Origin of the sequence: Vibrio chemaguriensis (genome assembly GCF_012275705.1) — a bacterium.
Taxonomy (GTDB): domain Bacteria; phylum Pseudomonadota; class Gammaproteobacteria; order Enterobacterales; family Vibrionaceae; genus Vibrio; species Vibrio diabolicus.
This window is the reverse complement of record NZ_SHOE01000019.1, coordinates 41779-62991: the sequence shown is the minus strand read 5'-3', so window position 1 is coordinate 62991 and position 21213 is coordinate 41779. Positions and strand designations below refer to the sequence as shown.

At 44.8% G+C, this 21213-nt stretch carries 21 protein-coding genes; 11 read left to right on the top strand and 10 right to left on the bottom strand.

Annotated features, from left to right (window positions below; all coding sequences use genetic code 11):
* Positions 1 to 18: 18 nt before the first annotated feature.
* Positions 19 to 252 carry a TIGR02647 family protein gene (locus EX191_RS17075; protein WP_005378148.1) on the bottom strand — a complete coding sequence of 78 codons (234 nt, stop codon included), beginning with the start codon at positions 250 to 252 and terminating at the stop codon, positions 19 to 21.
* Positions 253 to 551: 299 nt separating this feature from the next.
* Between EX191_RS17075 and focA the strand changes: the two genes are divergently transcribed.
* Positions 552 to 1412, top strand: a complete 861-nt coding sequence (gene focA, locus EX191_RS17070; protein WP_005393324.1) for a formate transporter FocA — start codon at positions 552 to 554, stop codon at positions 1410 to 1412.
* A gap of 84 nt (positions 1413 to 1496) precedes the next feature.
* On the opposite strand, the gene EX191_RS23090 is transcribed toward focA, so the two are convergent.
* Both EX191_RS23090 and EX191_RS17065 read right to left on the bottom strand, forming a co-directional pair.
* Positions 1497 to 1622 carry a hypothetical protein gene (locus tag EX191_RS23090; RefSeq protein WP_254903806.1) on the bottom strand — a complete coding sequence of 42 codons (126 nt, stop codon included), beginning with the start codon at positions 1620 to 1622 and terminating at the stop codon, positions 1497 to 1499.
* Positions 1623 to 1988: 366 nt separating this feature from the next.
* Positions 1989 to 2801 carry an ABC transporter permease gene (locus EX191_RS17065; protein ID WP_065645351.1) on the bottom strand — a complete coding sequence of 271 codons (813 nt, stop codon included), beginning with the start codon at positions 2799 to 2801 and terminating at the stop codon, positions 1989 to 1991.
* A 462-nt stretch (positions 2802 to 3263) separates the two neighbouring features.
* Here EX191_RS17065 and torE point away from each other — a divergent pair, with 462 nt between their 5' ends.
* The 4 genes from torE to EX191_RS17045 all read left to right on the top strand — a co-directional run bounded on the left by torE (position 3264) and on the right by EX191_RS17045 (position 9105).
* Complete coding sequence (gene torE / locus EX191_RS17060) at positions 3264 to 3443, top strand: trimethylamine N-oxide reductase system protein TorE (RefSeq protein WP_005378141.1); 180 nt, start codon at positions 3264 to 3266, stop codon at positions 3441 to 3443.
* A 50-nt stretch (positions 3444 to 3493) separates the two neighbouring features.
* Positions 3494 to 4678: a pentaheme c-type cytochrome TorC gene (gene torC, locus EX191_RS17055; protein WP_031780338.1), complete on the top strand. Its 1185-nt coding sequence runs from the start codon at positions 3494 to 3496 to the stop codon at positions 4676 to 4678.
* A gap of 25 nt (positions 4679 to 4703) precedes the next feature.
* Positions 4704 to 7166, top strand: coding sequence for a trimethylamine-N-oxide reductase TorA (torA, locus tag EX191_RS17050; protein WP_041156583.1), 2463 nt, complete (start codon positions 4704 to 4706; stop codon positions 7164 to 7166).
* A 199-nt stretch (positions 7167 to 7365) separates the two neighbouring features.
* Positions 7366 to 9105, top strand: a complete 1740-nt coding sequence (locus EX191_RS17045) for a glycoside hydrolase family 36 protein (RefSeq protein ID WP_167426717.1) — start codon at positions 7366 to 7368, stop codon at positions 9103 to 9105.
* A gap of 77 nt (positions 9106 to 9182) precedes the next feature.
* Here EX191_RS17045 and EX191_RS17040 read toward each other — a convergent pair whose 3' ends face one another.
* The gene (locus EX191_RS17040) at positions 9183 to 10397 is read right to left on the bottom strand and encodes a putative manganese transporter (RefSeq protein ID WP_193448127.1); all 1215 of its coding nucleotides are present in this window, start codon (positions 10395 to 10397) and stop codon (positions 9183 to 9185) included.
* A 186-nt stretch (positions 10398 to 10583) separates the two neighbouring features.
* Here EX191_RS17040 and EX191_RS17035 point away from each other — a divergent pair, with 186 nt between their 5' ends.
* Together EX191_RS17035 and EX191_RS17030 are read left to right on the top strand one after the other, a co-directional pair.
* Positions 10584 to 11489 carry a manganese-dependent inorganic pyrophosphatase gene (locus tag EX191_RS17035; protein WP_005393312.1) on the top strand — a complete coding sequence of 302 codons (906 nt, stop codon included), beginning with the start codon at positions 10584 to 10586 and terminating at the stop codon, positions 11487 to 11489.
* Between the two features lie 68 nt (positions 11490 to 11557).
* A complete protein-coding gene (locus EX191_RS17030; protein WP_012841946.1) occupies positions 11558 to 11947 on the top strand; it encodes a DUF2750 domain-containing protein in 390 nt (129 codons plus the stop codon).
* A gap of 82 nt (positions 11948 to 12029) precedes the next feature.
* Here the strand turns inward: EX191_RS17030 and EX191_RS17025 are convergent, their stop codons facing one another.
* The 6 genes from EX191_RS17025 to pspF all read right to left on the bottom strand — a co-directional run bounded on the left by EX191_RS17025 (position 12030) and on the right by pspF (position 18484).
* Positions 12030 to 12821 carry a peptide ABC transporter ATP-binding protein gene (locus tag EX191_RS17025; protein ID WP_006742848.1) on the bottom strand — a complete coding sequence of 264 codons (792 nt, stop codon included), beginning with the start codon at positions 12819 to 12821 and terminating at the stop codon, positions 12030 to 12032.
* Positions 12818 to 13813 (bottom strand): peptide ABC transporter ATP-binding protein, encoded by a 996-nt coding sequence (locus tag EX191_RS17020; RefSeq protein ID WP_005378126.1) that lies wholly within the window; start codon positions 13811 to 13813, stop codon positions 12818 to 12820. The genes EX191_RS17025 and EX191_RS17020 overlap by 4 nt, the downstream gene beginning before the upstream one ends.
* Complete coding sequence (locus tag EX191_RS17015) at positions 13813 to 14700, bottom strand: ABC transporter permease subunit (RefSeq protein WP_193448126.1); 888 nt, start codon at positions 14698 to 14700, stop codon at positions 13813 to 13815. The genes EX191_RS17020 and EX191_RS17015 overlap by 1 nt, the downstream gene beginning before the upstream one ends.
* On the bottom strand, positions 14687 to 15649 hold the full coding sequence (locus EX191_RS17010; RefSeq protein WP_046874787.1) for an ABC transporter permease: 963 nt from the start codon (positions 15647 to 15649) through the stop codon (positions 14687 to 14689). Before EX191_RS17010 ends, EX191_RS17015 begins: the two co-directional genes overlap by 14 nt.
* A complete protein-coding gene (gene sapA / locus EX191_RS17005) occupies positions 15649 to 17268 on the bottom strand; it encodes an ABC transporter substrate-binding protein SapA (protein ID WP_005393298.1) in 1620 nt (539 codons plus the stop codon). The genes EX191_RS17010 and sapA overlap by 1 nt, the downstream gene beginning before the upstream one ends.
* 205 nt (positions 17269 to 17473) lie before the next feature.
* Complete coding sequence (gene pspF / locus EX191_RS17000) at positions 17474 to 18484, bottom strand: phage shock protein operon transcriptional activator (RefSeq protein WP_193448125.1); 1011 nt, start codon at positions 18482 to 18484, stop codon at positions 17474 to 17476.
* Positions 18485 to 18716: 232 nt separating this feature from the next.
* Here pspF and pspA point away from each other — a divergent pair, with 232 nt between their 5' ends.
* The 4 genes from pspA (at position 18717) to EX191_RS16980 (ending at position 21212) form a co-directional block, all read left to right on the top strand.
* Positions 18717 to 19388, top strand: coding sequence for a phage shock protein PspA (gene pspA / locus EX191_RS16995; RefSeq protein WP_005393294.1), 672 nt, complete (start codon positions 18717 to 18719; stop codon positions 19386 to 19388).
* Positions 19389 to 19402: 14 nt separating this feature from the next.
* Positions 19403 to 19636 carry an envelope stress response membrane protein PspB gene (gene pspB, locus EX191_RS16990; RefSeq protein WP_005393293.1) on the top strand — a complete coding sequence of 78 codons (234 nt, stop codon included), beginning with the start codon at positions 19403 to 19405 and terminating at the stop codon, positions 19634 to 19636.
* Positions 19629 to 20018 carry an envelope stress response membrane protein PspC gene (gene pspC / locus EX191_RS16985; RefSeq protein WP_012841944.1) on the top strand — a complete coding sequence of 130 codons (390 nt, stop codon included), beginning with the start codon at positions 19629 to 19631 and terminating at the stop codon, positions 20016 to 20018. Before pspB ends, pspC begins: the two co-directional genes overlap by 8 nt.
* A 162-nt stretch (positions 20019 to 20180) precedes the next feature.
* Entirely contained in the window at positions 20181 to 21212 is a 1032-nt protein-coding gene (locus tag EX191_RS16980) for an efflux RND transporter periplasmic adaptor subunit (protein ID WP_104974257.1), read from the top strand.
* Position 21213 lies beyond the last annotated feature (1 nt).

Genomic DNA, 21213 nt, shown 5'->3' with positions numbered 1-21213 from the left:
GTGGCGTTTTTGTTCAAATTACACAGAAAGGACTCTTAAAATCTTATCTGCATGCTCTGCAACTTCAATACCTTCATCTGTTAAATAACCACCATCAGGCTGTGTACAAAGTTGCTTCTCGTATAGACGAGCAACGGCTGCCTGCATTTCTTCTGACGCGTCTGTATGAACTTTAATACCAGTTGCAGCACTACTTAAGTCGAACTGAAGAAGTAGGTTCAATTCGGCGATATGTTCAGCTGAATATTTCATAAATGATTCCTTTACGCTTTTTTTACCAAGCTAGTCTGAAAAGAAGAGTTGAGCAACATTAAACGATAAGAAGTGTTAAGTATGGCGCTATCAGGCTGATATAACGCAGGATCTTTGTTCGAAAGGCAGAATACTTGTTAAGTATCAATGATAGTTACGATTGCGAATGATAGTTGACCTTTATCGGTTGATCTCTCGATAACAACATTTTTAGTAAACATGTCAAATAGCGCTTGAAAAAGTAGGGAAATGGAGCGATTATCCGCGCCTCTTTAATTGTTTCTAAATGTTACGCCACAATGAACTTCAATCAGTTTGACTCACTATTACCGCCTCAGGCTGCGGAACGCGCGGCTGAAGTGGGGGTAGGTAAAGCAACTAAAGCACCGATCAAATCTTTTTTATTGGCAATTTCTGCCGGACTTCATATTGGTATTGCGTTCATCTTTTACACCACGGTGACAACAGGTGCAGGCGACCTTCCATGGGGTATTACCAGGCTAATCGGTGGCCTAGCCTTCAGCCTTGGTTTGATTCTTGTTGTCGTTACAGGTGGTGAGCTTTTCACTAGCTCAGTATTAACATTGGTAGCGCGAGCGAGTGGAAAGATCTCGTGGCAAGCGCTAATCAAAAACTGGTTTGTGGTTTATTTCGGCAACATGGTTGGTGCTCTTTTGTTGGTAGCATGCATGTTGGTCACCAAGCAGTATATGTTTGATCACGGTCAAGTTGGCCTCAACGCGATGGCGATCTCTCAACATAAATTGCACCATGGTTTCTTTGCTGCTGTTGCGCTTGGCATCATGTGTAACGTGCTGGTGTGTATTGCTGTTTGGATGACGTTTAGTGGACGTACATTAACTGACAAAATAGCGGTCATGATTCTGCCAGTAGCTATGTTCGTGTCGGCAGGTTTCGAGCACTGTATTGCGAACATGTTCCAAGTCCCCATGGCGATTGGAATCAAATATTTTGCACCGGAAGCATTTTGGCAAATGACAGGGGCGGATATTGCAAACTATGCGGACTTAAACATGATGGGGTTCATCGTAAATAACCTTATCCCTGTAACGATAGGGAACATCATTGGTGGCGGTGTATTCGTTGGTATGTGGTATTGGATGATTTATCTACGTGATGAAGACAAGCATTTACGATAAATCTAAAAGAATAAAAGAAAGGCGAGCCTAAATGGTTCGCCTTTCTTTTATTCATGTCGATAAGTTTCACACAAATCGAGTGAGTTAAATTAGCTCTTCATTGATGCCAAAATCGGTTGGGAGCCAATGAGAAGTCACTTCCTTTGGTTCTTGAACGAGCCAGTCCAGAGGTGCATCGGATAGGAGTTCATCGTAATTTTCTTTGATCATTAAGACATCCATGTACGTCTCTCCAAGTTTGTGGTCACTATCTTTACTCTAAAATTAGAATATGTCAGGCAAGTGATCAAAGCATGACGATTAGATTGATCACTTATGCTGCTATGTTTCTGGTTGCGTATGGGTTTAGGGTGTTTATCCACATTTTCTGTGGATAACCTGTCTCAAAGGCCGTGCGTATCTAAACTTGCAAAGAAAATTTCATAAAATTAGAGGCTTATACTCGAGAGAATTCTGTCTGACTTTTCTCCAGAAAGCGTCTTGATGAATGTTGAAAGAATGAATGAGTTATTCAGTTAAAAGTGCGTTTGACTTGATAATACAAGCCCTTTCACTGGCTTTGTTCACACGCTTAAACTATCTATGAGTTTTGGTAGGTTCTGGTTGTTGGATTTTTATTTTGATCCGGCCTTCTTTCGTTTGTACCCAGCTCAGTGTCATCTCCAGCGTAATAGCGACGGAGGTACTCAACATGACGAAAATAGCCAGCATAATCACCAACTGATATTTAATTGCAACCATCGGGCTTGCGCCACCTAGAATTTGACCAGTCATCATGCCTGGCAAGGTAACCAGCCCTGTAGTGGCCATAGAGGCTAAAGTTGGAGCAAGTGACTTTCTAAGGGCCTCTTGAATGAAGGGGAATGATGCATAGCGAGGAGAGGCACCAAGTGAGATAGCAGCCTCGTATTCTGATTGTCTCTGTTCAAAAGCCGTAAATAAATTCTGCAGTGCGATGATGTTACTACTTAAGCTGTTACCCAATAGCATGCCCGCAAGTGGGATCATGTACTGGGCGTTGTAAATAGGGGATGGCTGCACTAGGCCTGCGGTAATCGCTATAAGAAGTGGAATTAGACCACAGGTTAAGCCTGTAAGAAGAGGAAGCATAAGTGGCTTTTTAGGCAGGCGAGCTTTTCCTGCAATTGAGCTTGCGCCAATCAGTAACATGATGGCAAGCCAAAGTATATTGACAAGTAAGCTGTTTAATTGAAAAAGATATTCTAAATACACGCCAATTAATATGAGCTGAAGTGTCATACGAATAACACTGATTATCGTGTCTTTCGCAATCCCTAATTTGTAGCGGGCATTAATAAAGAAGGGAACTAACAAAATCAGACCAAACAATGCCAGTTTGGTCCAACTTATATCCACCACGCTATCCATAATCGCTCCTCGAAAATCCGCGAATAATTGTAACTAAGCTCCTCCTTTATATGAACATCAATGTGCATTTTTTGATGTTCTCAACGTAAACCTTTAGCGCTATTCTTGTCATTATTTCGCATCATTTTATTCACAACTGATTATCTTTTGACGGGTTTTTAAGCCAATTTATGACCCGTTAATTACTATCCAAATGTAACTTATGTTTGTTAAATGTTGTTGTTTTAACAATTGGTTAAAAGACTTATTTTGTCACATCTGTTCATGTTTTTTAATAAATAACATCAATCAATCACATCTCTGGATGAGCTCAAAAAAGTGTTGAATTACAAGGCCTGAGAGCTCTTATTTGATTGAACCTTACTATTAGTATGGTCTAACATTTTCCATTAGAGATTGTAAAAAACTTAAGCTTGGTTACGCGGGCTTTTCAATAACACTAGATACAAAATAGGCAAATGTATGAGTGATGTTAATAAAATTGAGAGTGGTGAAAAACGCTCCCTGGAGTGGAAGTCGTTCCTCTTCATTGCAGTTGTTCTCTTCCCAATTCTGAGTGTGGCTTTTGTCGGCGGTTACGGGTTCATCGTTTGGATGTTGCAAGTGTTCTTCTTTGGACCTCCAGGCGCGCACGGCATGTAAGCCTGTGAGCTCATAACCACACTTTTGAAAAGATTTTAAGAGAGCAAATAATGAAATCATTAATCATTAAACTGTGGCGTACCATGACGCGCCCAGCTGTACATATCAGCCTAGGTGTGCTGACTATGGGCGGCTTCATTGCTGGTGTTATCTTTTGGGGTGGCTTTAACACCGCTCTAGAAGCAACCAACACAGAAGAATTCTGTATTAGTTGTCACACAATGCGTGACAACGTGTACGTTGAGCTGCAAGAAACGGTTCACTGGAAAAACCATTCAGGTGTTCGTGCTACTTGCCCTGACTGTCACGTTCCTCATAACTGGACAGACAAAATTGCTCGTAAAATGCAGGCATCTAAAGAGGTATTTGCACAGGTATTTGGCAACTACGACGAACCGGGTGTGTTTGAAGAGCGTCGTATCGAACTTGCGAAACACGAATGGGATCGTTTCTCGGCAAACAAATCTTTAGAGTGTAAGAACTGTCACAACTACGAATCGATGGATTTCGAGCAAATGTCTCCAACCGCTCGTATCCAAATGAAGCAAGCAGCAGAGAAAGATCAAAGCTGTGTTGACTGTCATAAAGGTATCGCGCATAACCTGCCAGCAGGTATGGACAGCATCGGCGGTATCGTGGGTGACCTAGAAGGTATGACTTCAAATACAGATTACTCTGTAGGCCAGCAACTAGTGAGTGTTCGTCACCTACCTATTTACTTTGATGCACAAGGCACTAAAGAAGCCGGTCTTCTTAATCCAGCATCGACCGTTAAAGTTCTTGAAGACAAAGGCGAGTTTGTTGAAATCGAAATCGATGGCTGGCGTAAAGCGAAAGGTTTTGGTCGCGTAATTCAAGAAGACTTCGGTAAGAACATTGCGACTGCGTCTCTGATGAAAGAAGCAGCGACAGATAGCAACATTGTGACGACTGGTGAGAAAAAAGTGGATGAGCTAACGGGTCTTCCATGGGAAAAAGTGGCAGCGAAAGTATGGCTTAAGAAAGAGTCTATGCTGAACGACATCAATCCTGTTTGGGAAAAATCTCGTGAAGCGTACAAAACCAACTGTTCAGTATGTCACACGCAACCTGCGGAAGCGCACTTCGACGCGAACACCTGGCCAGGTATGTTCGACGGTATGTTGGCGTTCGTTAACCTAGATACAGACAGTGAAGCCCTGATCTTGAAGTATCTACAGAAACACTCTTCAGATTATGCTGAAGGTCACCACTAATAAGCGTCGGATTGGAGTAATTTAAATGGCTATTACACGAAGAAGTTTTCTTAAAGGTGTAGCAACCACAAGTGCAGCGTCAGTTATTGGTCCTAGCTTATTGGCGTCAGCCTCTGCCAATGCTGTTGAGACGACAGGTACTTGGAAAGTAACAGGTTCTCACTGGGGCGCGTTCCGCGCCCACATCTACGCGGGTAAAGTTCAAGAGATCAAACCGCTAGAGCTAGACAAAAACCCAACAGAAATGTTGAACGGCATCAAGGGTATTATCTACAGCCCTTCACGTGTTCGTTACCCAATGGTTCGTCTAGATTGGTTGAAGAAACATAAATACAGCGCGGATACTCGCGGTAACAACCGTTTCATCCGCGTGACTTGGGATGAAGCGCTAGATTTGTTCTACCGCGAACTAGAACGTATTCAAAAAGACTACGGTCCATGGGCGCTACACGCAGGTCAAACGGGTTGGAACCAAACAGGTTCATTCAACAACTGTACCGCGCACATGCAACGTGCAGTAGGTATGCACGGCAACTTCATCACGAAAGTAGGTGACTACTCGACGGGTGCAGGTCAAACCATCATGCCTTACGTACTTGGTTCAACGGAAGTTTACGCACAAGGTACGTCTTGGTCTGAAATCCTAGAGAACTCTGACAACATCGTTCTTTGGGCTAACGACCCAGTGAAAAACCTTCAAGTAGGTTGGAACTGTGAAACGCATGAGTCGTTCAAGTACCTAGCACAACTAAAAGAAAAAGTAGCGAAAGGTGAGATCAACGTTCTATCTGTAGATCCAGTGAAGAACAAGACTCAGCGCTACTTAGAGAACGATCACTTGTACATTAACCCGCTGACAGACGTAGCGTTCATGCTTGCTGTGGCGCACGTGCTGTACAACGAAGACTTGTACGATAAGAAGTTCATTGATACTTACTGTCTAGGCTTTGAAGAGTTTATTCAATACGTTCAAGGTAAGACAAAAGACAAAGTAGAGAAAACACCAGAGTGGGCTGCGGCTATCTGTGGCGTGAAAGCGGACAAGATTCGCGAATTCGCGCGTATGCTAGTAAGTGGCCGTACACAGATCCTGATGGGTTGGTGTATCCAGCGTCAAGAGCACGGTGAGCAGCCATACTGGGCAGCGGCTGTGGTTGCTGCAATGGTTGGTCAAATCGGTTTACCTGGCGGTGGTATCTCTTACGGTCACCACTACTCAAGTATCGGTGTACCTTCAACTGGTTTCGCGGGCCCTGGTGGTTTCCCTCGTAACCTTGACCAAGGTATGAAGCCGAAGTGGGACAACAACGACTTTAACGGTTACAGCCGTACTATCCCAGTTGCACGTTGGATCGACTGTCTGCTTGAGCCAGGCAAAGAGATCAACTACAACGGCGGTAAAGTGAAACTGCCAGACTTCAAGATGATGGTGATCTCGGGTTGTAACCCATGGCACCACCATCAAGATCGTAACCGCATGAAGAAAGCGTTCCGCAAACTTCAAACGGTTGTAACGATCGAGTTTGCTTGGACTGCAACATGTCGTTTCTCGGATATCGTTCTACCTGCGTGTACGCAATGGGAACGTAACGACATCGACGTATACGGTTCATACTCGAACAAAGGTCTGATTGCAATGCATCGTCTCGTCGATCCATTGTTCCAATCTAAGCCTGACTTCCAAATCATGAGTGAACTAACTCAGCGTTTTGGTCGCCGCGAAGAATACACTCGTGGTATGAGCGAGATGGAATGGATCGAAAGCCTTTACAACGATTGTAAAAAAGCGAACGAAGGTAAGTTTGAAATGCCAGAATTCAACGAGTTCTGGGAGAAGAGCGTACTAGACTTCGGTGAAGGTAAACCTTGGGTTCGTCATGCGGACTTCCGTAAAGACCCTGAGCTTAACCCACTAGGTACGCCGTCTGGTTTCATCGAGATCACGTCTCGTAAGATCGGCCGTTACGGCTACGAACACTGTCAAGAACACCCAATGTGGTTCGAAAAATCAGAGCGTTCACACGGTGGCCCTGGTTCAGATAAATACCCATTCTGGTTGCAGTCTTGTCACCCAGACAAGCGTCTGCACTCTCAAATGTGTGAATCTGAAGAGTTCCGTGCAACTTACGCGGTGCAAGGTCGTGAGCCTGTTTACATCAACCCAGCGGATGCGAAAGCGAAAGGCATCAAAGACGGTGACTTAGTGCGCGTATTCAACGGTCGTGGTCAGCTATTAGCTGGTGCTGTTCTTACTGACAGCTACCCACGTGGCGTTATTCGTATCGAAGAAGGTGCATGGTACGGTCCTCTAAACGAGAAAGAGGGCGCAATCTGTACTTACGGTGACCCTAACACGCTAACGCAAGACATTGGCTCTTCTGAACTTGCGCAGGCGACTTCTGCGAACACATGTATCGTAGACTTCGAGAAGTTCACCGGCAAAGTACCGCCAGTGACTTCATTCGGTGGTCCAATCGAAGTTGCTTAATTAATGCAATTCACATCAATCGAAATACCAGCCTTCGGGCTGGTATTTTTTTAACCAAAATTTCAGTGAGCGTTATCTCAATAATAAATTTGTGACGCTAAACGACAGTAGGATTCGTGACGTTGATAACGAATTGGGTGGGACAAGCAGGGGATAATGAACCAAGCTAAACAATAATAATTAAGTGAGTAGACTCTTTATGGCTCAGAGCATTCAATTGGCAAATCACATTGAGATCACTGTGAATAACAACGACTTCCAAGTTGAAGTTGAGGGTAATCAATTACATTTTTCTTTTGCTGGGCTTCACAATAAAACGTTTACCGACCGTGAAGTGTTGTTCGAGATGCCGTTTTTATATGAGCACGAGGCCAACGTGATTGGCGATGGATTCCAAATGCTGGCGCAAACAGCGGGAACGGTTAGCCATCCTGTTGATATTGGTCGCTGTCCAGACAACAACCCTTCTTATCGAATCTATCCCAAAGATGCCCCTAAGCGTTACTACAATTATTTAGTGGTGGAAGGCTCGGCTGGCTATACCTTGTTTGGCTTTACTTCATGTCACCGTTTTGCGGGCTATTTTGATGTTGTCCTGCGTGATGGACATTGGGTTTTATCTGCCGCGATTGATGGTGAGTTTACTCAAGTGGCGGATTGGGAAAGTAATCAACTTGAGTCCGTGGCGGTACTCTGTGGCCAATCTCTGTCTGAGCTTTATCAAATCTATGGCGAGATGATTGCAGAGCATCATCCTGTTCGCCAAGGTGTGACACAAGATGCGCCTGTCGGTTGGTGTTCGTGGTATGCCTACTACGCAGACGTGACAGAGCAAAACATCATGCAGAACGTTGATTGCATGCAAGATAAGCTTGAAGACCTAGAGTGGGTACTTCTGGATGATGGCTATCAAGCCTTTATGGGCGATTGGTTAATCCCATCGGATAAGTTTTCTGGTGGTGTGAAAGAGCTCATTCATAGTATCCGTGCAAAAGGCAAAAAGCCTGCAATTTGGATGGCACCCTTTATTGCTCAACCTGAGTCGGAGATCTTCAAACAACACCCAGAGTGGTTTGTTCGTCACAAAGATGGAAGCTTACTTAAAGCAGAAGATGTCACATACGGTGGTTGGCGCTGCACGCCTTGGTACATACTCGATACCTCAAATCCAGAAGTGCAAGACCATCTGACGAATGTGGTCTCTGTCATGAGACAAGAGTGGGGCGTTGAATTGTTCAAGCTAGACGCGAACTATTGGGGCACCTTGAAAGGTGTGCGTAAACAATCTGGTATTACAGGCGTTGAGGCGTATCGCTTAGGAATGGAAGCGATTGCTAAAGGCGCTGGTGATGCGTGGCTTTTAGGTTGCAACGCGCCAATGTGGCCATCACTAGGGCTTGTGGATGCAATGCGTGTTTCTGATGACGTAGAACGCCATAGTCGTCGTTTCGAGCAGATAGCCAAAGAAACCTTTTACCGTAGTTGGCAGCATCGAAAACTGTGGCAAATTGATCCGGATTGCGCGACATTCACGTCATTAGCTAATCAAGCCGCATCCAGAGAAGAGTATGAATTTCATCGCACGGTGTTATTGGCGTGTGGTGGTTTGCTGCTGTCTGGCGATCCGCTCCCTGAGATTACGCCATTTGCAAAGAAGACATTGGCTAAGCTCATGCTACGTCAACAACGTAACCAAGAGTCAGCAAAGTTCACGGCTTTGAGTTTAAATCATGCGTTTTTAAAACTAACGACGAAGAATGACCTTCATTGCTTGTTTAACTATGCCAGCTACGGTGCGATGGAATTTACGCTGACGTCTGATCAACCGATGGATTGGTATGATTACTGGACAGGAGAAAAGCTAAACCAAGAACCTTGTCAGTTATTAATGGTGAGCGTGGATAAAGGGCTAAATGCGAAAGCGATCGTCACGGCATAACGTGAAGCAAATCGTTCGATTATAAAAACAAGAAAGGAGCCTACTATGGCTCCTTTCTTGTTTTGACGTCCTGAGCGTCAGAACTCGAATAAAAAGTAATACCCGTATCCAACAATAAACGCAGGAATGGACGAATAAATAGTCGCGACCAAAGCAGCTTTCGGTGCCATTGCAATGGCGGGGAATAGGGCGTCACCATCGTTAGAAATCGCATTGGCCAGTTGCGCAGAAAGTGGAGCTGCGCCAGAGATGTACAGGCTGGTGACTAAAATTTGCGGTCCGCAACCAGGTAGCATACCAATGGCTAAGCCAGCTAATGGCATCCATATCCCCCAATGAGAAAAGGTTTCTACGAGATTGATTCCAGAAAAATAGGTCGTCAGTTCAAACGCCAGAAACGCCACGATCACCCAAGCACTGACGAAATTCGTATCTTGGGCTGCTTTTTGAATCGGGTGTGAGTCCACGATTTTTTCATCTTCAGAGACCGTTGACTGATAATCGCCGAGCTCTTTTGTCATCGCCCACAACGACATTGTGATCACCGCGAAGATAGCGCCCAGCCATTCAATGGTATTGGCCTGCAAAGACAACAGCTGATTAATATCGATTTGGAAAGACATTAACACAGCAACGACACTAGCAGGCACAATAAGCCATTTCCAAAACGCGCCTTGTAGATTGATTGCACGTTGTTCAAGAGGCGTGTGTCGGTCTGTCTGGTGTTGGCACCAAGCATGTGTCTGAAGTGCTTCTTTTGGCTCTGGGCGCAGAAAGTTATCAGCATGAAAAGCATTAACGACCAGCCCTGAAAGAGTACCCACGATTATGCCTAATCCAACCACGCCTAATCCAACACTAGGTTTGGCGGCGAGAAGCAAAAAGGCAGCGTCACCCATTGTTGAAGTAAGTACCGCGACAATCGCACCAAATCCTACTCGGCCACTAATAAATTGCGTTGTCACAACAATAGCGCCACCACAGCCAGGCAAAGCGCCCAATAAAGAAGCAAAGAAAACCTGATGATTACGCGAGCGGTGGTAGAGCTCGGTAATTCGATTGGTTTTCGACATAAAGTTTGAAAGATAATGATAAATTGCCAAGGTGGCGGCAACATAGCATGACACCGCCCAGAATGAGTCGGATAGTGTCTGTACGGCAACGTCACGTGTATTTTCATTGCCTAGCAAAATGAGCATGACGATAGGGATCAGCAATCGCTTATAAGCTAAACGAAACTGAGTAGGCTGAAACAACTGTTGTGTAGAGTGTAAAAATTGGGTCGCGTTCATCGTTTACTCAAATGCAAATAGGAATAATTATCATTATATGTAAATGAGATTTATTCGCAATAGCATTGTGAACTTTTCTTCGTGTCAAACTCTCTGAAATCAGGTAAAGTATCGGCCTTTGTGAGCAAACACGCCCTAATTAACTGTATTAGGCGGCGTATAAAATTGACTTGAATAGGAAGAAACATGATTCTAGTTGTAGGTCATAAGAACCCAGACAGTGACAGTATTTGTAGTGCACTCGTTGCAACTGAACTTCTAAAAGCGCGTGGCGTTGAAGCTATGCCAATTCGCCAAGGCGAAATCAACCGTGAAACTCAGCACATCCTAGAAGTTGCTGGCGCTGAAGTTCCTGAGCTTCGCACATCAGTTGCGGGTGAGACCGTTTGGCTAGTAGATTACTCAGATCTAGCACAAGCACCAGACGATATCGCAGAAGCTGAAATTGCGGGTATTGTTGACCACCACCGCCTAGGTGACGTGATGACAGTAAACCCAATGGAAGCATGGATCTGGCCTGTTGGTTGTACCAACACTGTTCTATTCAACATGTTCAAGATTGAAGGTCACGCGATTACTCCACAAATCGCTAAGCTAATGATGTCAGCAATTCTATCTGACACAGTAGGCTTCGCTTCTCCAACTTGTACACAAAAAGACAAAGATGCCGTTGCTGAGCTAGCGGTAATCGCAGACGTACAAGATGTTGACGCATTCACTAAAGATCTTCTAATTGCTAAGACAAACATCGAAGGTCTATCTGCGGCTGAGCTTGTTGAGAAAGACCTTAAAGGTTACCCATTCAACGGTCGTGACGTAGTAGTAGGTCAGGTTGAGCTTGCAACACTAGAGCAAGTTGACGGTATGATCGAAGCACTAGAAGCGGACCTAGAAGCGCGTTGCGAAAAAGATAATCTTGCATTTGCTGCTGTAATGCTAACAGACATCACGACTGCTCAAACTCGTCTTCTATACAAAGGTGAGTGGGCTGAGAAGCTTGTTAAGCACGAGAAAGACGGCATGCTAATGATGGAAAACACGCTAAGCCGTAAGAAGCAAGGTTGGCCTTGGCTTCAAACTGAGCTAGCTTAATTTTCTAGCATATACTTTAAATGCCCGCCTAGCTGCGGGCATTTTTCTATGGGAAATAGGAGACGAATATGTCTGAGCAACTGACCCAAGAGCAGATGGATACCATCAATCGTTACAACGAAGAGCAACGTTTAAAGTACTGCGTAAAAGAGATTGTGGCGAATCGTAAAGTTTGGATTCTGAAAGATGAACATGGCTGTGTCATGTTAAATACAGAAGATGATGATTGTGTACCAGTGTGGCCAAACGAAGAGTTTGCTTTGCAATGGGCGAATGGTGATTGGGAAGATTGCGAGCCAGAAGCGATCTCTCTAAATAAGTGGCACAGTCGTTGGACCTCTGGTCTAGAAGATGACGAATTATCTGTTGTTGTATTCCCAAATCAAAATGAAGAAGGGGTGGTTTTGTTTCCTGATGAGTTTGATTTCGAACTGCGCAAACAAGCGAGCCGCCGCTAATTTTTCGATTCGTGTCCATTTAATAAAGAAGCCTGCTTTAACGCAGGCTTCTTTACATTTGAACGATGACATCTTTGATAGGCTATTTTGTTTGGTGGCTTGGCGCCTTATAGAAGTGGCTTTCGACTAGGCGTTGAGTAATCGGATGTTCTGGGCTAGTGAGTACCTGGTTAGTTTCGCCAAACTCGACCACTTCACCTTCATGCATCACCATCACTTTATCAGTAATGTGCTTAACAATGCCAATGTGTTGAGACACGTACACAAATGACAATCCCATCTCTTCTTGCAACTCGAGGAATAAGTTAATGATCTGTGAGCGCATTGCCATATCCAAACCGTTTAACGCCTCATCAGCGACAATGATGGAAGGTTGAAGAATAAGCGCACGAGCTAAACACACGCGCTGTTTTTGACCTGCCGCTAGCATTTGTGGATAAAAATAGGCGTGTTCAGGCAACAATCCGACGCGGAGTAGGGTGTTCTTCACACGCTGCATGCGTGCATCTGGCGGCATGTTGGTGTTTCGCTTTAATGGGCCTTCCAAAATACGGCCAATCTGGATACGCGGGTTGAGCGATGTGTTTGGATCTTGGAAAATCATGCGAATGAGCTTACAGCGTGTCGCGTAATCTTTGTGCTCCAATCGTTCGCCATTTACACGGATCTCTCCGGAGCTTGGCTCTACAACGCCTGCAAGCATACGGGCAAGAGTGGATTTTCCTGAACCGTTTTGGCCAATAAAACCGATAGTTTGCCCTGGCTCTAACGTAAAGCTCACCGGTTTGACAGCCTCATTAACCTGACGTTTGAATAGTCGGGAGCGCGTAACAAACTGCTTCGATAAATTATCGACTTCAAGTAACGCACTCATGACTTTTTCTCCGTGTTCAATGGAAAGTGGCAGTTAAATTTATGATTCTTAATTCGTCTGGTGTGTGGAATTTCAACACATTGTTTCTGCGCATACGGGCAACGTGGACCGAGTCGACAACCGATGGGCAGATGCTGCAATGGCGGAATCGATCCCGGTAGGGATTGGAGTTTTTGCTTGTGTGGTACCCAATCATTAAAGTCTGGCATCGCTTTAAGCAAGGCATCTGTATACGGGTGCTTGGGTGCCGCAATGATTTTACTGGTATCGGCAGACTCTACCGACTGACCACAATACATTACCGTAATGCGGCCCGCCCATTGTGTGATGGTCGCTAAGTCGTGACCGATAAGCAGAATGGTCGTGTTATTGAGCTGGTTCATACGGCTCAATAAACGCAATATTTGCGATTGGGTAATCGGGTCTAAGTCGTTGGTTGGTTCATCTGCGATCAGCAACTTTGGTTTGGTCGCTATCGCCATGGCAATCATGACTTTTTGACACTCACCATCGGTCAGTTCATAAGGATAGCTACCCATTAAACGCTTGTGATCTTTAATGCCTACTTTATGCAGAAGCGCGATGGCCTGTTTTTTACGCCATTTAAATCGCTCCCACCATTTCCCTTCAAACGCACGAGATGGAATGGACTCGATCAATTGACGTCCCACTTCTTCTGAAGGGTCAAGACAAGTTGAAGGCTCTTGGAAAATCATCGCAATATCACGAGCAATGACGCGCCGACGCTCTTTTGGCGTAAGCTGAAGCAAGTCAATATTGCCAAGGCGCATACGGTCCGCGGTAATGCGCCAGTTATCTTTACTTACCCCGACAATCGCTTTTGCAACTAAGCTTTTCCCTGAACCAGACTCACCTACAAGACCACGAATCTCACCTTCATTCAAAGTTAGGCTCATTCGGTCCACGGCTTTGACCAACCCTTGAGGGGTTTCAATCTCAATAGTCAAATGTCGAATATCTAACAACGGCATTATTCGATCCCCGCATTAAGCGCTTGACGTACACCTTCACCTACTAAGTTTAGGGTAATAACGGTAAACATGATGGTTAGGCCGGGTAGGGTTACGGTCCAAGGTGCAATATAAATCAACTCGACAGAGTCACCTAATATCGCTCCCCACTCAGTACTTGGTGCTTGTGCGCCTAAGCCAAGAAAGCCCAGCGCAGTAATATCTAAAATCGCAGCAGACAGCGCGAGCGTGATTTCAGCAGCAATAACCGTCAATATGTTGGGAAGAATTGAACTCCACAACAAGTAGAAATCATTAGCGCCATCAAGGCGTGCCGCCATGATGTAGTCTTTTTCAACTTCGGTGTGGACTGCGATATAAACAGAACGAATAAAACGCGGAATCAATGCCAAGCAGATCGCGAGTAAAATGTTGAACCCACCAAAACCTAGAAATGCCACAAAAATGATCGCTAATAACAACGAGGGAATCGACATTACAGTATCGAGCAAGTGATTGAGGGTACTCGACAGTAAGCCTTTCGTCATACCTGCTAATACGCCAATCAAACAACCTACGACCGCGGCAATCGCAGTGATGGCAACGGCTGCACCAAATGTAAGTTGAGAGCCCATGATCAAGCGTGACAGAATGTCTCGGCCTAAGTCATCGGTTCCCAAAAAGTAATCAACCGTTCCAGATGGGGCCCATGATGGCGGCACAAGCAATTCGCCTGACTGTGCTTGGGCATCAAACGGCGCAAGCAGTGGCGCAAAAATGGTAATTAGGACGATAAATACCAAGCACCATAGGCCAAACATGGCTAGCCCGTTGGCGCGGTAACTTCGCCAAAATCGCTCAAACTGAGTTGGAATGCGTTCTTCCTGATAAACGTTATTTGTTAGCATACCATTCCTTTCGAACTAGAGGGTTAATCATCGCGCCAATCAAATCAGAGAGAATATTAGCGGTGAGAACCAAAGTCGCAAGTACCATCACGCCAGCTTGGATAGATGCATAATCTTGGTTTGCCAATGCATCTAACAACCAACGACCAATACCTGGCCAGTTAAAAATAGATTCAGTGATGATAGCCAAGGTAATCATACTGGAAAGCTGAACACCGACTTTGGGGATGATAGGCGGTATCGCATTACGCAAGACATGTTGAGTTACGATCTCGCGGTTAGAGAGACCTTTGATTCTCGCTGCACGAATGTAGTTTTGGCTCATCACTTCCGCCACCGAAGAACGCATTAGTCCGACAACCTGCGTGGTTGGAGCCAAAGCGAGCACCAAACATGGCAGCACCATATGCTCAATGACGCTTTGCAGTGCGTGAGCGCGGTATTCACCTTTCGCCATGAAAGCGTCGATAATGGCAAATCCGGTTACATGATCAATTTCGTAAAGCAGGTCATACCGTCCTGCCACGGGAAAGAGTTGGTATTCCAATGAAAAAACCATGATAAGTAGCAGAGCCACCCAAAAAATTGGAGCGGAATAACCAGACATCGACATGAATGAAATGCTGGTGTCGAGCCATTTACCTTGCTTCATCCCAGCCACGGTTCCAAGCGGAATGCCGATCAGAAGGGACACCAAAAAGGCAAAAAAGCACAGTTCCAAAGTGGCAGGGAATACGACGGCGAGCTCGTCATAAATCGCGTTGCCGTTTTTACTTATGCCAAAATCAAGCTGAGAAAGGTTGATTAAGTAAGTTTGCCAACCAGACCAAAAATCAACGTTTGCCCAGTGCGAGAGAGGGTCAAGGCGCAGCAGAGAAAAGCCCACTAATGTGAGGATCATCAAAGTGATGAAAAATAGGTTAAAGCGTCGAACGGTATACCAAAACATCAGTGAATTCTCTCAACTCTATCAAACGGTTGGGCATTGAAAGGGCTTGATTTGAAGCCTGTTAGTGATTTGTCGTGAACACGGAATTGCACACCATGTGCCAGAGGAATTACCGGGAACTCTTGATTTAAAATGTTCTGCGCTTGGCGATATAGGTTCAGACGGTAACGCGGTTCTTGGGTTTCCAATGCCAAATCGAGCAAGAAATCGAAATCATCGTTACACCACATCGATACGTTGAGGCCAACGCGATCAGACTCACAAGATAATAACGGGCGGAAAAAGTTGTCAGGGTCCCCGGTATCACCAATCCAACCAGTTAAAAGTAAATCGATGTCGTTGATGTTCTCTAAATCCACACGTTCGAATCTATCATCGGTTAGCAACGTTAACTCAACCCCAATATCGGCAAAATTCGCTTGGATTAGCTCCGCGGTCTTGCGAGGACTTGGGTTAAAGGCGCGTGGTTCAAGTGGTACCCACATTGTCAGCTCTAGACCGTCTTCATAGCCAGCATCACGGAGTAGTGCTAATGCATAGTTACGGTCATAACGAATTTTCACGCTGTCCTTTTGATAGGCCCATGAATTAGGCGGTAGCAATGTATAAGCTTGCGAGCCAGTTCCGTAGTAAACCGAATCTAAAATATTCTGACGGTTAATCGCTAAGTTAAGTGCTTGGCGGACGCGAGCATCACTCAGTGCCGTCGTTTCAGTGTTGATCGCAATAAAGGATACGTTGTTGGCTGGCGTAGCCGTCAGCTCAAGGTTGTCATTTTCTTGAATGACAGGTATCTGGCTCGAAATAGGTGAAGAGAGCACATCGCACTCGTTTCTTAAAAGTTTCGCCAAGGTACCAGTGCCTCGATGAGAGATATCGAACACCACTTGTTCCATTTTCGCGGGTGACTTCCAGTAGTTAGAGTGACGTTCCAAACGAATCAAGTCGTTCACTTGGTATTCTTTTAGCTGATATGGGCCGGTACCGATAGGAAGTTGGTCGATTTCTTCTTTATGATCTTTTGCTGCCAGTTGCTGTCCGTACTCCGCAGACAATATGACAGCATGGCTGGTGGCAATATTTGCCAAGAAGGAAAAATTTGGCTGAGACAAGGTAAACCTTACCGTATGCTCGTCAATCGCAGTCACGTCTTGCAGCAGGTTTTGAAAATCTAACCCTGCAAACCATGGATAAAAACCACCACCTACTTGGTGAAAAGGATGGTCTACATCAATGATTCGCTTGAAGCTAAATACCACATCCTTTGCATTCAATGGGCGAGTGGGAGTGAACCAGGACGTGGTTTGGAATTGAACATTACGTTTAAGCTTAAATGTGTATTCCGTTCCTGACTCATTCACAGACCAACTCTCAGCGATATTTGCTACTGGCTGATGTGATTTAGGATCGAGCGTGAGCAGCGTATCGTACAACTGCGGGCTCAGTGCCTCTGCGGTAATACCGCTATCAATAAGCTGAGGGTTAAACGTGGTTGGCTTACCTTGTCCGCAAAACACAAAGCCAGCTTTGCGAATGTCATTGTGGTCAATTTCATCACCACAAGCGGTCAGTAGGCTAATCCCAATAAGGCTCAGCGATAATCTTATAAAAGCATTCATAATATGAAATGTTCATTGGATCTTGCTTGTTTCATTTGATCTTACTCTTTCAGAGCTAACAAGCGAAAATGATCTCGCTAATTTATCACCTTTGTGAACTCGCTCCAAACATAAAATCCATACACTGTAAGGTGTTATGCTTGAAAGACATACAAATTAGAGCGCTGTCACTCGCTCGCTAACCGATCAAGCACCTTCGACCAAGCTAGCTTTGCCCGACTAAACCATATTTTCTAACCATCCCTCGTAATTGGTGGTAGCTCAAACCAAGTAACTCGGCTGCTTGTCGTTGATTAAACTTGGCCTCTTCTAATGCGCGATTGAGTAAGTGGATGTCTTGCTCTTCTTGCCACTGTTTATAGTCTAGAGGGAATTGAACTGCGCTGCTTGGTGCTTCCTCTTCTTGCTGCTGTTCGGCTTGCTCGGCATTATGAGCAAGCGTGTTATTCCAAACTGTTTCAAAAGGATTGAAAATCAGTTCATCAATTGGATCGGCATTGAGACCATGTTGGTAAATAGCACGTTCAATCACGTTTTTTAGTTCACGGACATTACCTGGCCATTCATATTCAAGAAGCGAATGCTGTGCTTTTGAGGTAAAACCGACAAAATATTCGAGCTGAAGTTCACGGCACATCTTCATCGCGTAGTGCTCTGCTAAAGACAGGATGTCTTCTTTTCGTTCACGAAGAGGAGGCAGCATGATGACGTCAAACGCTAAACGATCGAGTAAGTCGGCACGGAAATCGCCTTGTTCCGCCAATTTTGGTAAGTCCGCATTGGTTGCACAAACAAGTCGAACATCCGCATTGAGAGCGGTATGACCGCCAACTCGTTCATATTCACCATATTCGATGACACGCAACAGCTTTTCTTGAACTAAAAGTGGTGCGGTGGCCAATTCGTCAAGAAACAAAGTGCCGCCTTCGGCGCGTTCGAAACGTCCTTTATGCTTGCCCTTAGAACCTGTAAAAGAACCGGATTCATGGCCAAATAGCTCTGAATCTATTAGTCCTTCGCTTAAGGTCGCACAGTTGAGTGATAGTAGTGGCTTATCCCAACGTCTTGATAAATAATGCAAACGCTGAGCGATGAGTTCTTTACCCGTTCCTCGTTCACCGATAATGAGGACTGGACGCTCAATAGGCGCAAGTTGTGATACTTTATCTAGTACGGCGAGAAAAGCAGGTGATTCACCAATCAGGTTTTGCTTCATAAAGTCCTTCTTATTTAACAGCCGAGCCATGATTTACATATGGAGTTGGTGAATTTCACCAACAGTTGGTGAAAAACATCATAGCATAATAGTGCATAACGACAACAAAATGCATAAACTGCTGATTTTAAATGTAATTTTAAGTTGGCATGCTACTTGTAATGTATTCAGGGAGACGCAAGGTCAATCACCACCTTGTCGAGTTTTAATAGGAAAAAAGAGGAGTTCCGTTATGGGTATTTTTTCTCGATTTGCAGATATCGTTAACTCAAACATCAGTGCATTACTGGACAAGGCGGAAGATCCTGAAAAAATGATCCGTCTTATCATTCAAGAAATGGAAGACACACTTGTTGAAGTGCGTACTAACTCGGCTAAAGCGATTGCAGACAAAAAAGAGTTGGCTCGTAAAGTTGAAACGTTAGAAGAGCAAATTGGCGAGTGGAGCCAAAAAGCGAGCCTAGCGTTGGTAAAACAGCGTGAAGATTTGGCTCGTGCAGCATTAATTGAAAAGCAAAAGCTTGAGCAAGTGATTAAAGGCCTTCACACTGAGCAGACGTTAGTAGAAGAAACGATCGACAAGCTTACAGGCGAGATCGGTAAGTTAGAAAGCAAAATTGCAGAAACGCGTGCAAAACAGCAAGCACTAGCAATTCGTAACCAAACCGCCTCTAACCGTCGTGATGTGCAAAAACACCTGCACACTAGCCGTACTAATGAAGCGATGGCGAAGTTTGAGCAGTACTCGCGTAAAGTGGATGAAATGGAAGCAGAAGCAGATTTGTACGCACAAACTGGTAATGCAAAATCGCTAGAGCAAGAGTTTGCAGAGCTTCAAGCTCAAGACGAAATCGAAAAAGAGTTGGCAAAACTGAAAGAACAGATGTCATCGAAAGATAAATAACAAAGGAGCCATTTATGTCGGCATTTTTTATAGCAGGACCAGTGATTGTCTTTTTAATCTTTGTCGCTCCACTATGGCTCTTCTTACACTATCGCAGCAAACGCAAAACAGATAGTGCACTGTCGAGCCAAGATTTAGAGCGCCTTCAGGTACTATCTGAAAAAGCGGAAGCGATGCAGTCCCGAGTTGATACATTGGAGCGCATCTTGGATGCTGAGTCACCAACATGGAGACGCAAGTATGACTAATCGAGAGCTGTATCGTGACCCAGTAAATGGCAAAATCTCCGGTGTTTGCGCCGGAATTGCCAACTACTTTGGTGCAGAGGTTTGGTTGATTCGTATTGTAGTGATTTCTGCAGCGCTGTTGGGCGGTACGTTTTTGGTGTTGTTAGCATACGTCGCGATGGCGTTTATGTTAGAAAAGCAACCAGTGACGTATTCTGAAAATATCCGAGCGCAACAAGAACACACACTTAAAAGCAAGCCTTGGCAGAAAGGACAAAGTCCGGACCAATTGCTCAGTGTGTTGGAACGCGATTTTGACCGTCTTGATGGCAAAATCCGTAACATGGAAGCGTATGTTACGTCTGATACATATAGGGTGAATCGGGAGTTCAGCAAGCTCTAAACACTCCGTATCCAAAGAAGATTTAAACGAAGCAGGCGCAAAGCCTGCTTTTTTGTCACAAATTACTAATTTTAAAGCACTATTAATCTTTTCAACTCTGGAAGTTCGCCCAGAATTCATCTACTTTAAAAATAATCCCTTAATTTTTTATGGATGAATGTAATGAGAAGATTGCTCATTCCTGTCGCCATCTCGGCTGTGTTGTCGGGGTGTGGTAAAGAACTTCCCCCTGTTCCAGAACCTGAATCCCGCCCCGCGAAGCTATTTACAGTATCTGTTGGCAATGCCCAATTTGAACGACACTTTCCTGCCACGACGGAAGCTGGTGATAAAGCGGTACTGACGTTTCGAGTTCCTGGACTTCTTCAAACGATTGAGGTGAATGAAGGTCAAGTTGTCAGCAAAGGAGATGTATTGGCTTCACTAAATCCTGATGAATATTCTCTGCTTGAACAGCAAGCTCGGGCAAATTTCGCGCTCGCAGACGTGCAGTACAAGCGATACCAAAAGTTACGTAAAGACCAAGTGGTGTCCGAACAAGACTTTGATGAGGCAAAAGCGAATCACAACTCAGCCAAAGCTCAGTGGAATCAAGCAAAGGCAAATTTAAGGTATACCAAACTTGTCGCGCCATATAATGGTACGATTTCGTATATTCCAGCAGAAAACCATGAGTATGTCGCCGCAAAAGAAGGCGTGATGAATATTCAATCCAACCAACTGCTTAAGGTGATATTCCAAGTCCCTGACTATCTGCTAAATCGTTACACTCAGGGTAGCGATGTCTCTGCCAGAATGGTCTTTGACGCTTTCCCCGAGCAGTCATTTGACTTGACCTTTCAAGAAATCGATACAGAAGCCGATCCTAAAACCGGTAGTTACAAAGTCACTATGGTTATGGAGCGACCAGCAGAAATAGGCCTTTTACCGGGCATGTCTGGTAATGCTTACCTCCTATCTAAAAATGCTGGTGCAACAAAAATTCCTAATTCCGCGCTGCTAGAAGAGAACGGCAAAACATACGTTTGGCGTGTCGATGAGCAAGGTATTGTGTCCAAAGCCGCTATTGAAATGAATGACAAAAACCAAGTGTTAGCTGGGCTTAACGATGGCGATCAAATCATTATCTCTGGTGTTAGTGTAATTGAACCCGGAATTAAGGTAAGAGCCTGGATTAAGGAAAGAGGGTTGTAAT

What these genes read in the sequence shown, in the direction of transcription:
- pspF (WP_193448125.1), bottom strand. Translation starts at nt 18,484, where the DNA reads ATGAAGCAAAACCTGATTGGTGAATCACCTGCTTTTCTCGCCGTACTA.
- EX191_RS17075 (WP_005378148.1), bottom strand. Translation starts at nt 252, where the DNA reads ATGAAATATTCAGCTGAACATATCGCCGAATTGAACCTACTTCTTCAG.
- torA (WP_041156583.1), top strand. Translation starts at nt 4,704, where the DNA reads ATGGCTATTACACGAAGAAGTTTTCTTAAAGGTGTAGCAACCACAAGT.
- sapA (WP_005393298.1), bottom strand. Translation starts at nt 17,268, where the DNA reads ATGAATGCTTTTATAAGATTATCGCTGAGCCTTATTGGGATTAGCCTA.
- torC (WP_031780338.1), top strand. Translation starts at nt 3,494, where the DNA reads ATGAAATCATTAATCATTAAACTGTGGCGTACCATGACGCGCCCAGCT.
- EX191_RS17020 (WP_005378126.1), bottom strand. Translation starts at nt 13,813, where the DNA reads ATGCCGTTGTTAGATATTCGACATTTGACTATTGAGATTGAAACCCCT.
- EX191_RS23090 (WP_254903806.1), bottom strand. Translation starts at nt 1,622, where the DNA reads ATGATCAAAGAAAATTACGATGAACTCCTATCCGATGCACCTCTGGAC.
- EX191_RS17040 (WP_193448127.1), bottom strand. Translation starts at nt 10,397, where the DNA reads ATGAACGCGACCCAATTTTTACACTCTACACAACAGTTGTTTCAGCCT.
- EX191_RS17010 (WP_046874787.1), bottom strand. Translation starts at nt 15,649, where the DNA reads ATGTTTTGGTATACCGTTCGACGCTTTAACCTATTTTTCATCACTTTG.
- EX191_RS17065 (WP_065645351.1), bottom strand. Translation starts at nt 2,801, where the DNA reads ATGGATAGCGTGGTGGATATAAGTTGGACCAAACTGGCATTGTTTGGT.
- EX191_RS17015 (WP_193448126.1), bottom strand. Translation starts at nt 14,700, where the DNA reads ATGCTAACAAATAACGTTTATCAGGAAGAACGCATTCCAACTCAGTTT.
- pspB (WP_005393293.1), top strand. Translation starts at nt 19,403, where the DNA reads ATGTCGGCATTTTTTATAGCAGGACCAGTGATTGTCTTTTTAATCTTT.
- focA (WP_005393324.1), top strand. Translation starts at nt 552, where the DNA reads ATGAACTTCAATCAGTTTGACTCACTATTACCGCCTCAGGCTGCGGAA.
- EX191_RS17025 (WP_006742848.1), bottom strand. Translation starts at nt 12,821, where the DNA reads ATGAGTGCGTTACTTGAAGTCGATAATTTATCGAAGCAGTTTGTTACG.
- torE (WP_005378141.1), top strand. Translation starts at nt 3,264, where the DNA reads ATGAGTGATGTTAATAAAATTGAGAGTGGTGAAAAACGCTCCCTGGAG.
- EX191_RS17030 (WP_012841946.1), top strand. Translation starts at nt 11,558, where the DNA reads ATGTCTGAGCAACTGACCCAAGAGCAGATGGATACCATCAATCGTTAC.
- EX191_RS16980 (WP_104974257.1), top strand. Translation starts at nt 20,181, where the DNA reads ATGAGAAGATTGCTCATTCCTGTCGCCATCTCGGCTGTGTTGTCGGGG.
- EX191_RS17045 (WP_167426717.1), top strand. Translation starts at nt 7,366, where the DNA reads ATGGCTCAGAGCATTCAATTGGCAAATCACATTGAGATCACTGTGAAT.
- EX191_RS17035 (WP_005393312.1), top strand. Translation starts at nt 10,584, where the DNA reads ATGATTCTAGTTGTAGGTCATAAGAACCCAGACAGTGACAGTATTTGT.
- pspA (WP_005393294.1), top strand. Translation starts at nt 18,717, where the DNA reads ATGGGTATTTTTTCTCGATTTGCAGATATCGTTAACTCAAACATCAGT.
- pspC (WP_012841944.1), top strand. Translation starts at nt 19,629, where the DNA reads ATGACTAATCGAGAGCTGTATCGTGACCCAGTAAATGGCAAAATCTCC.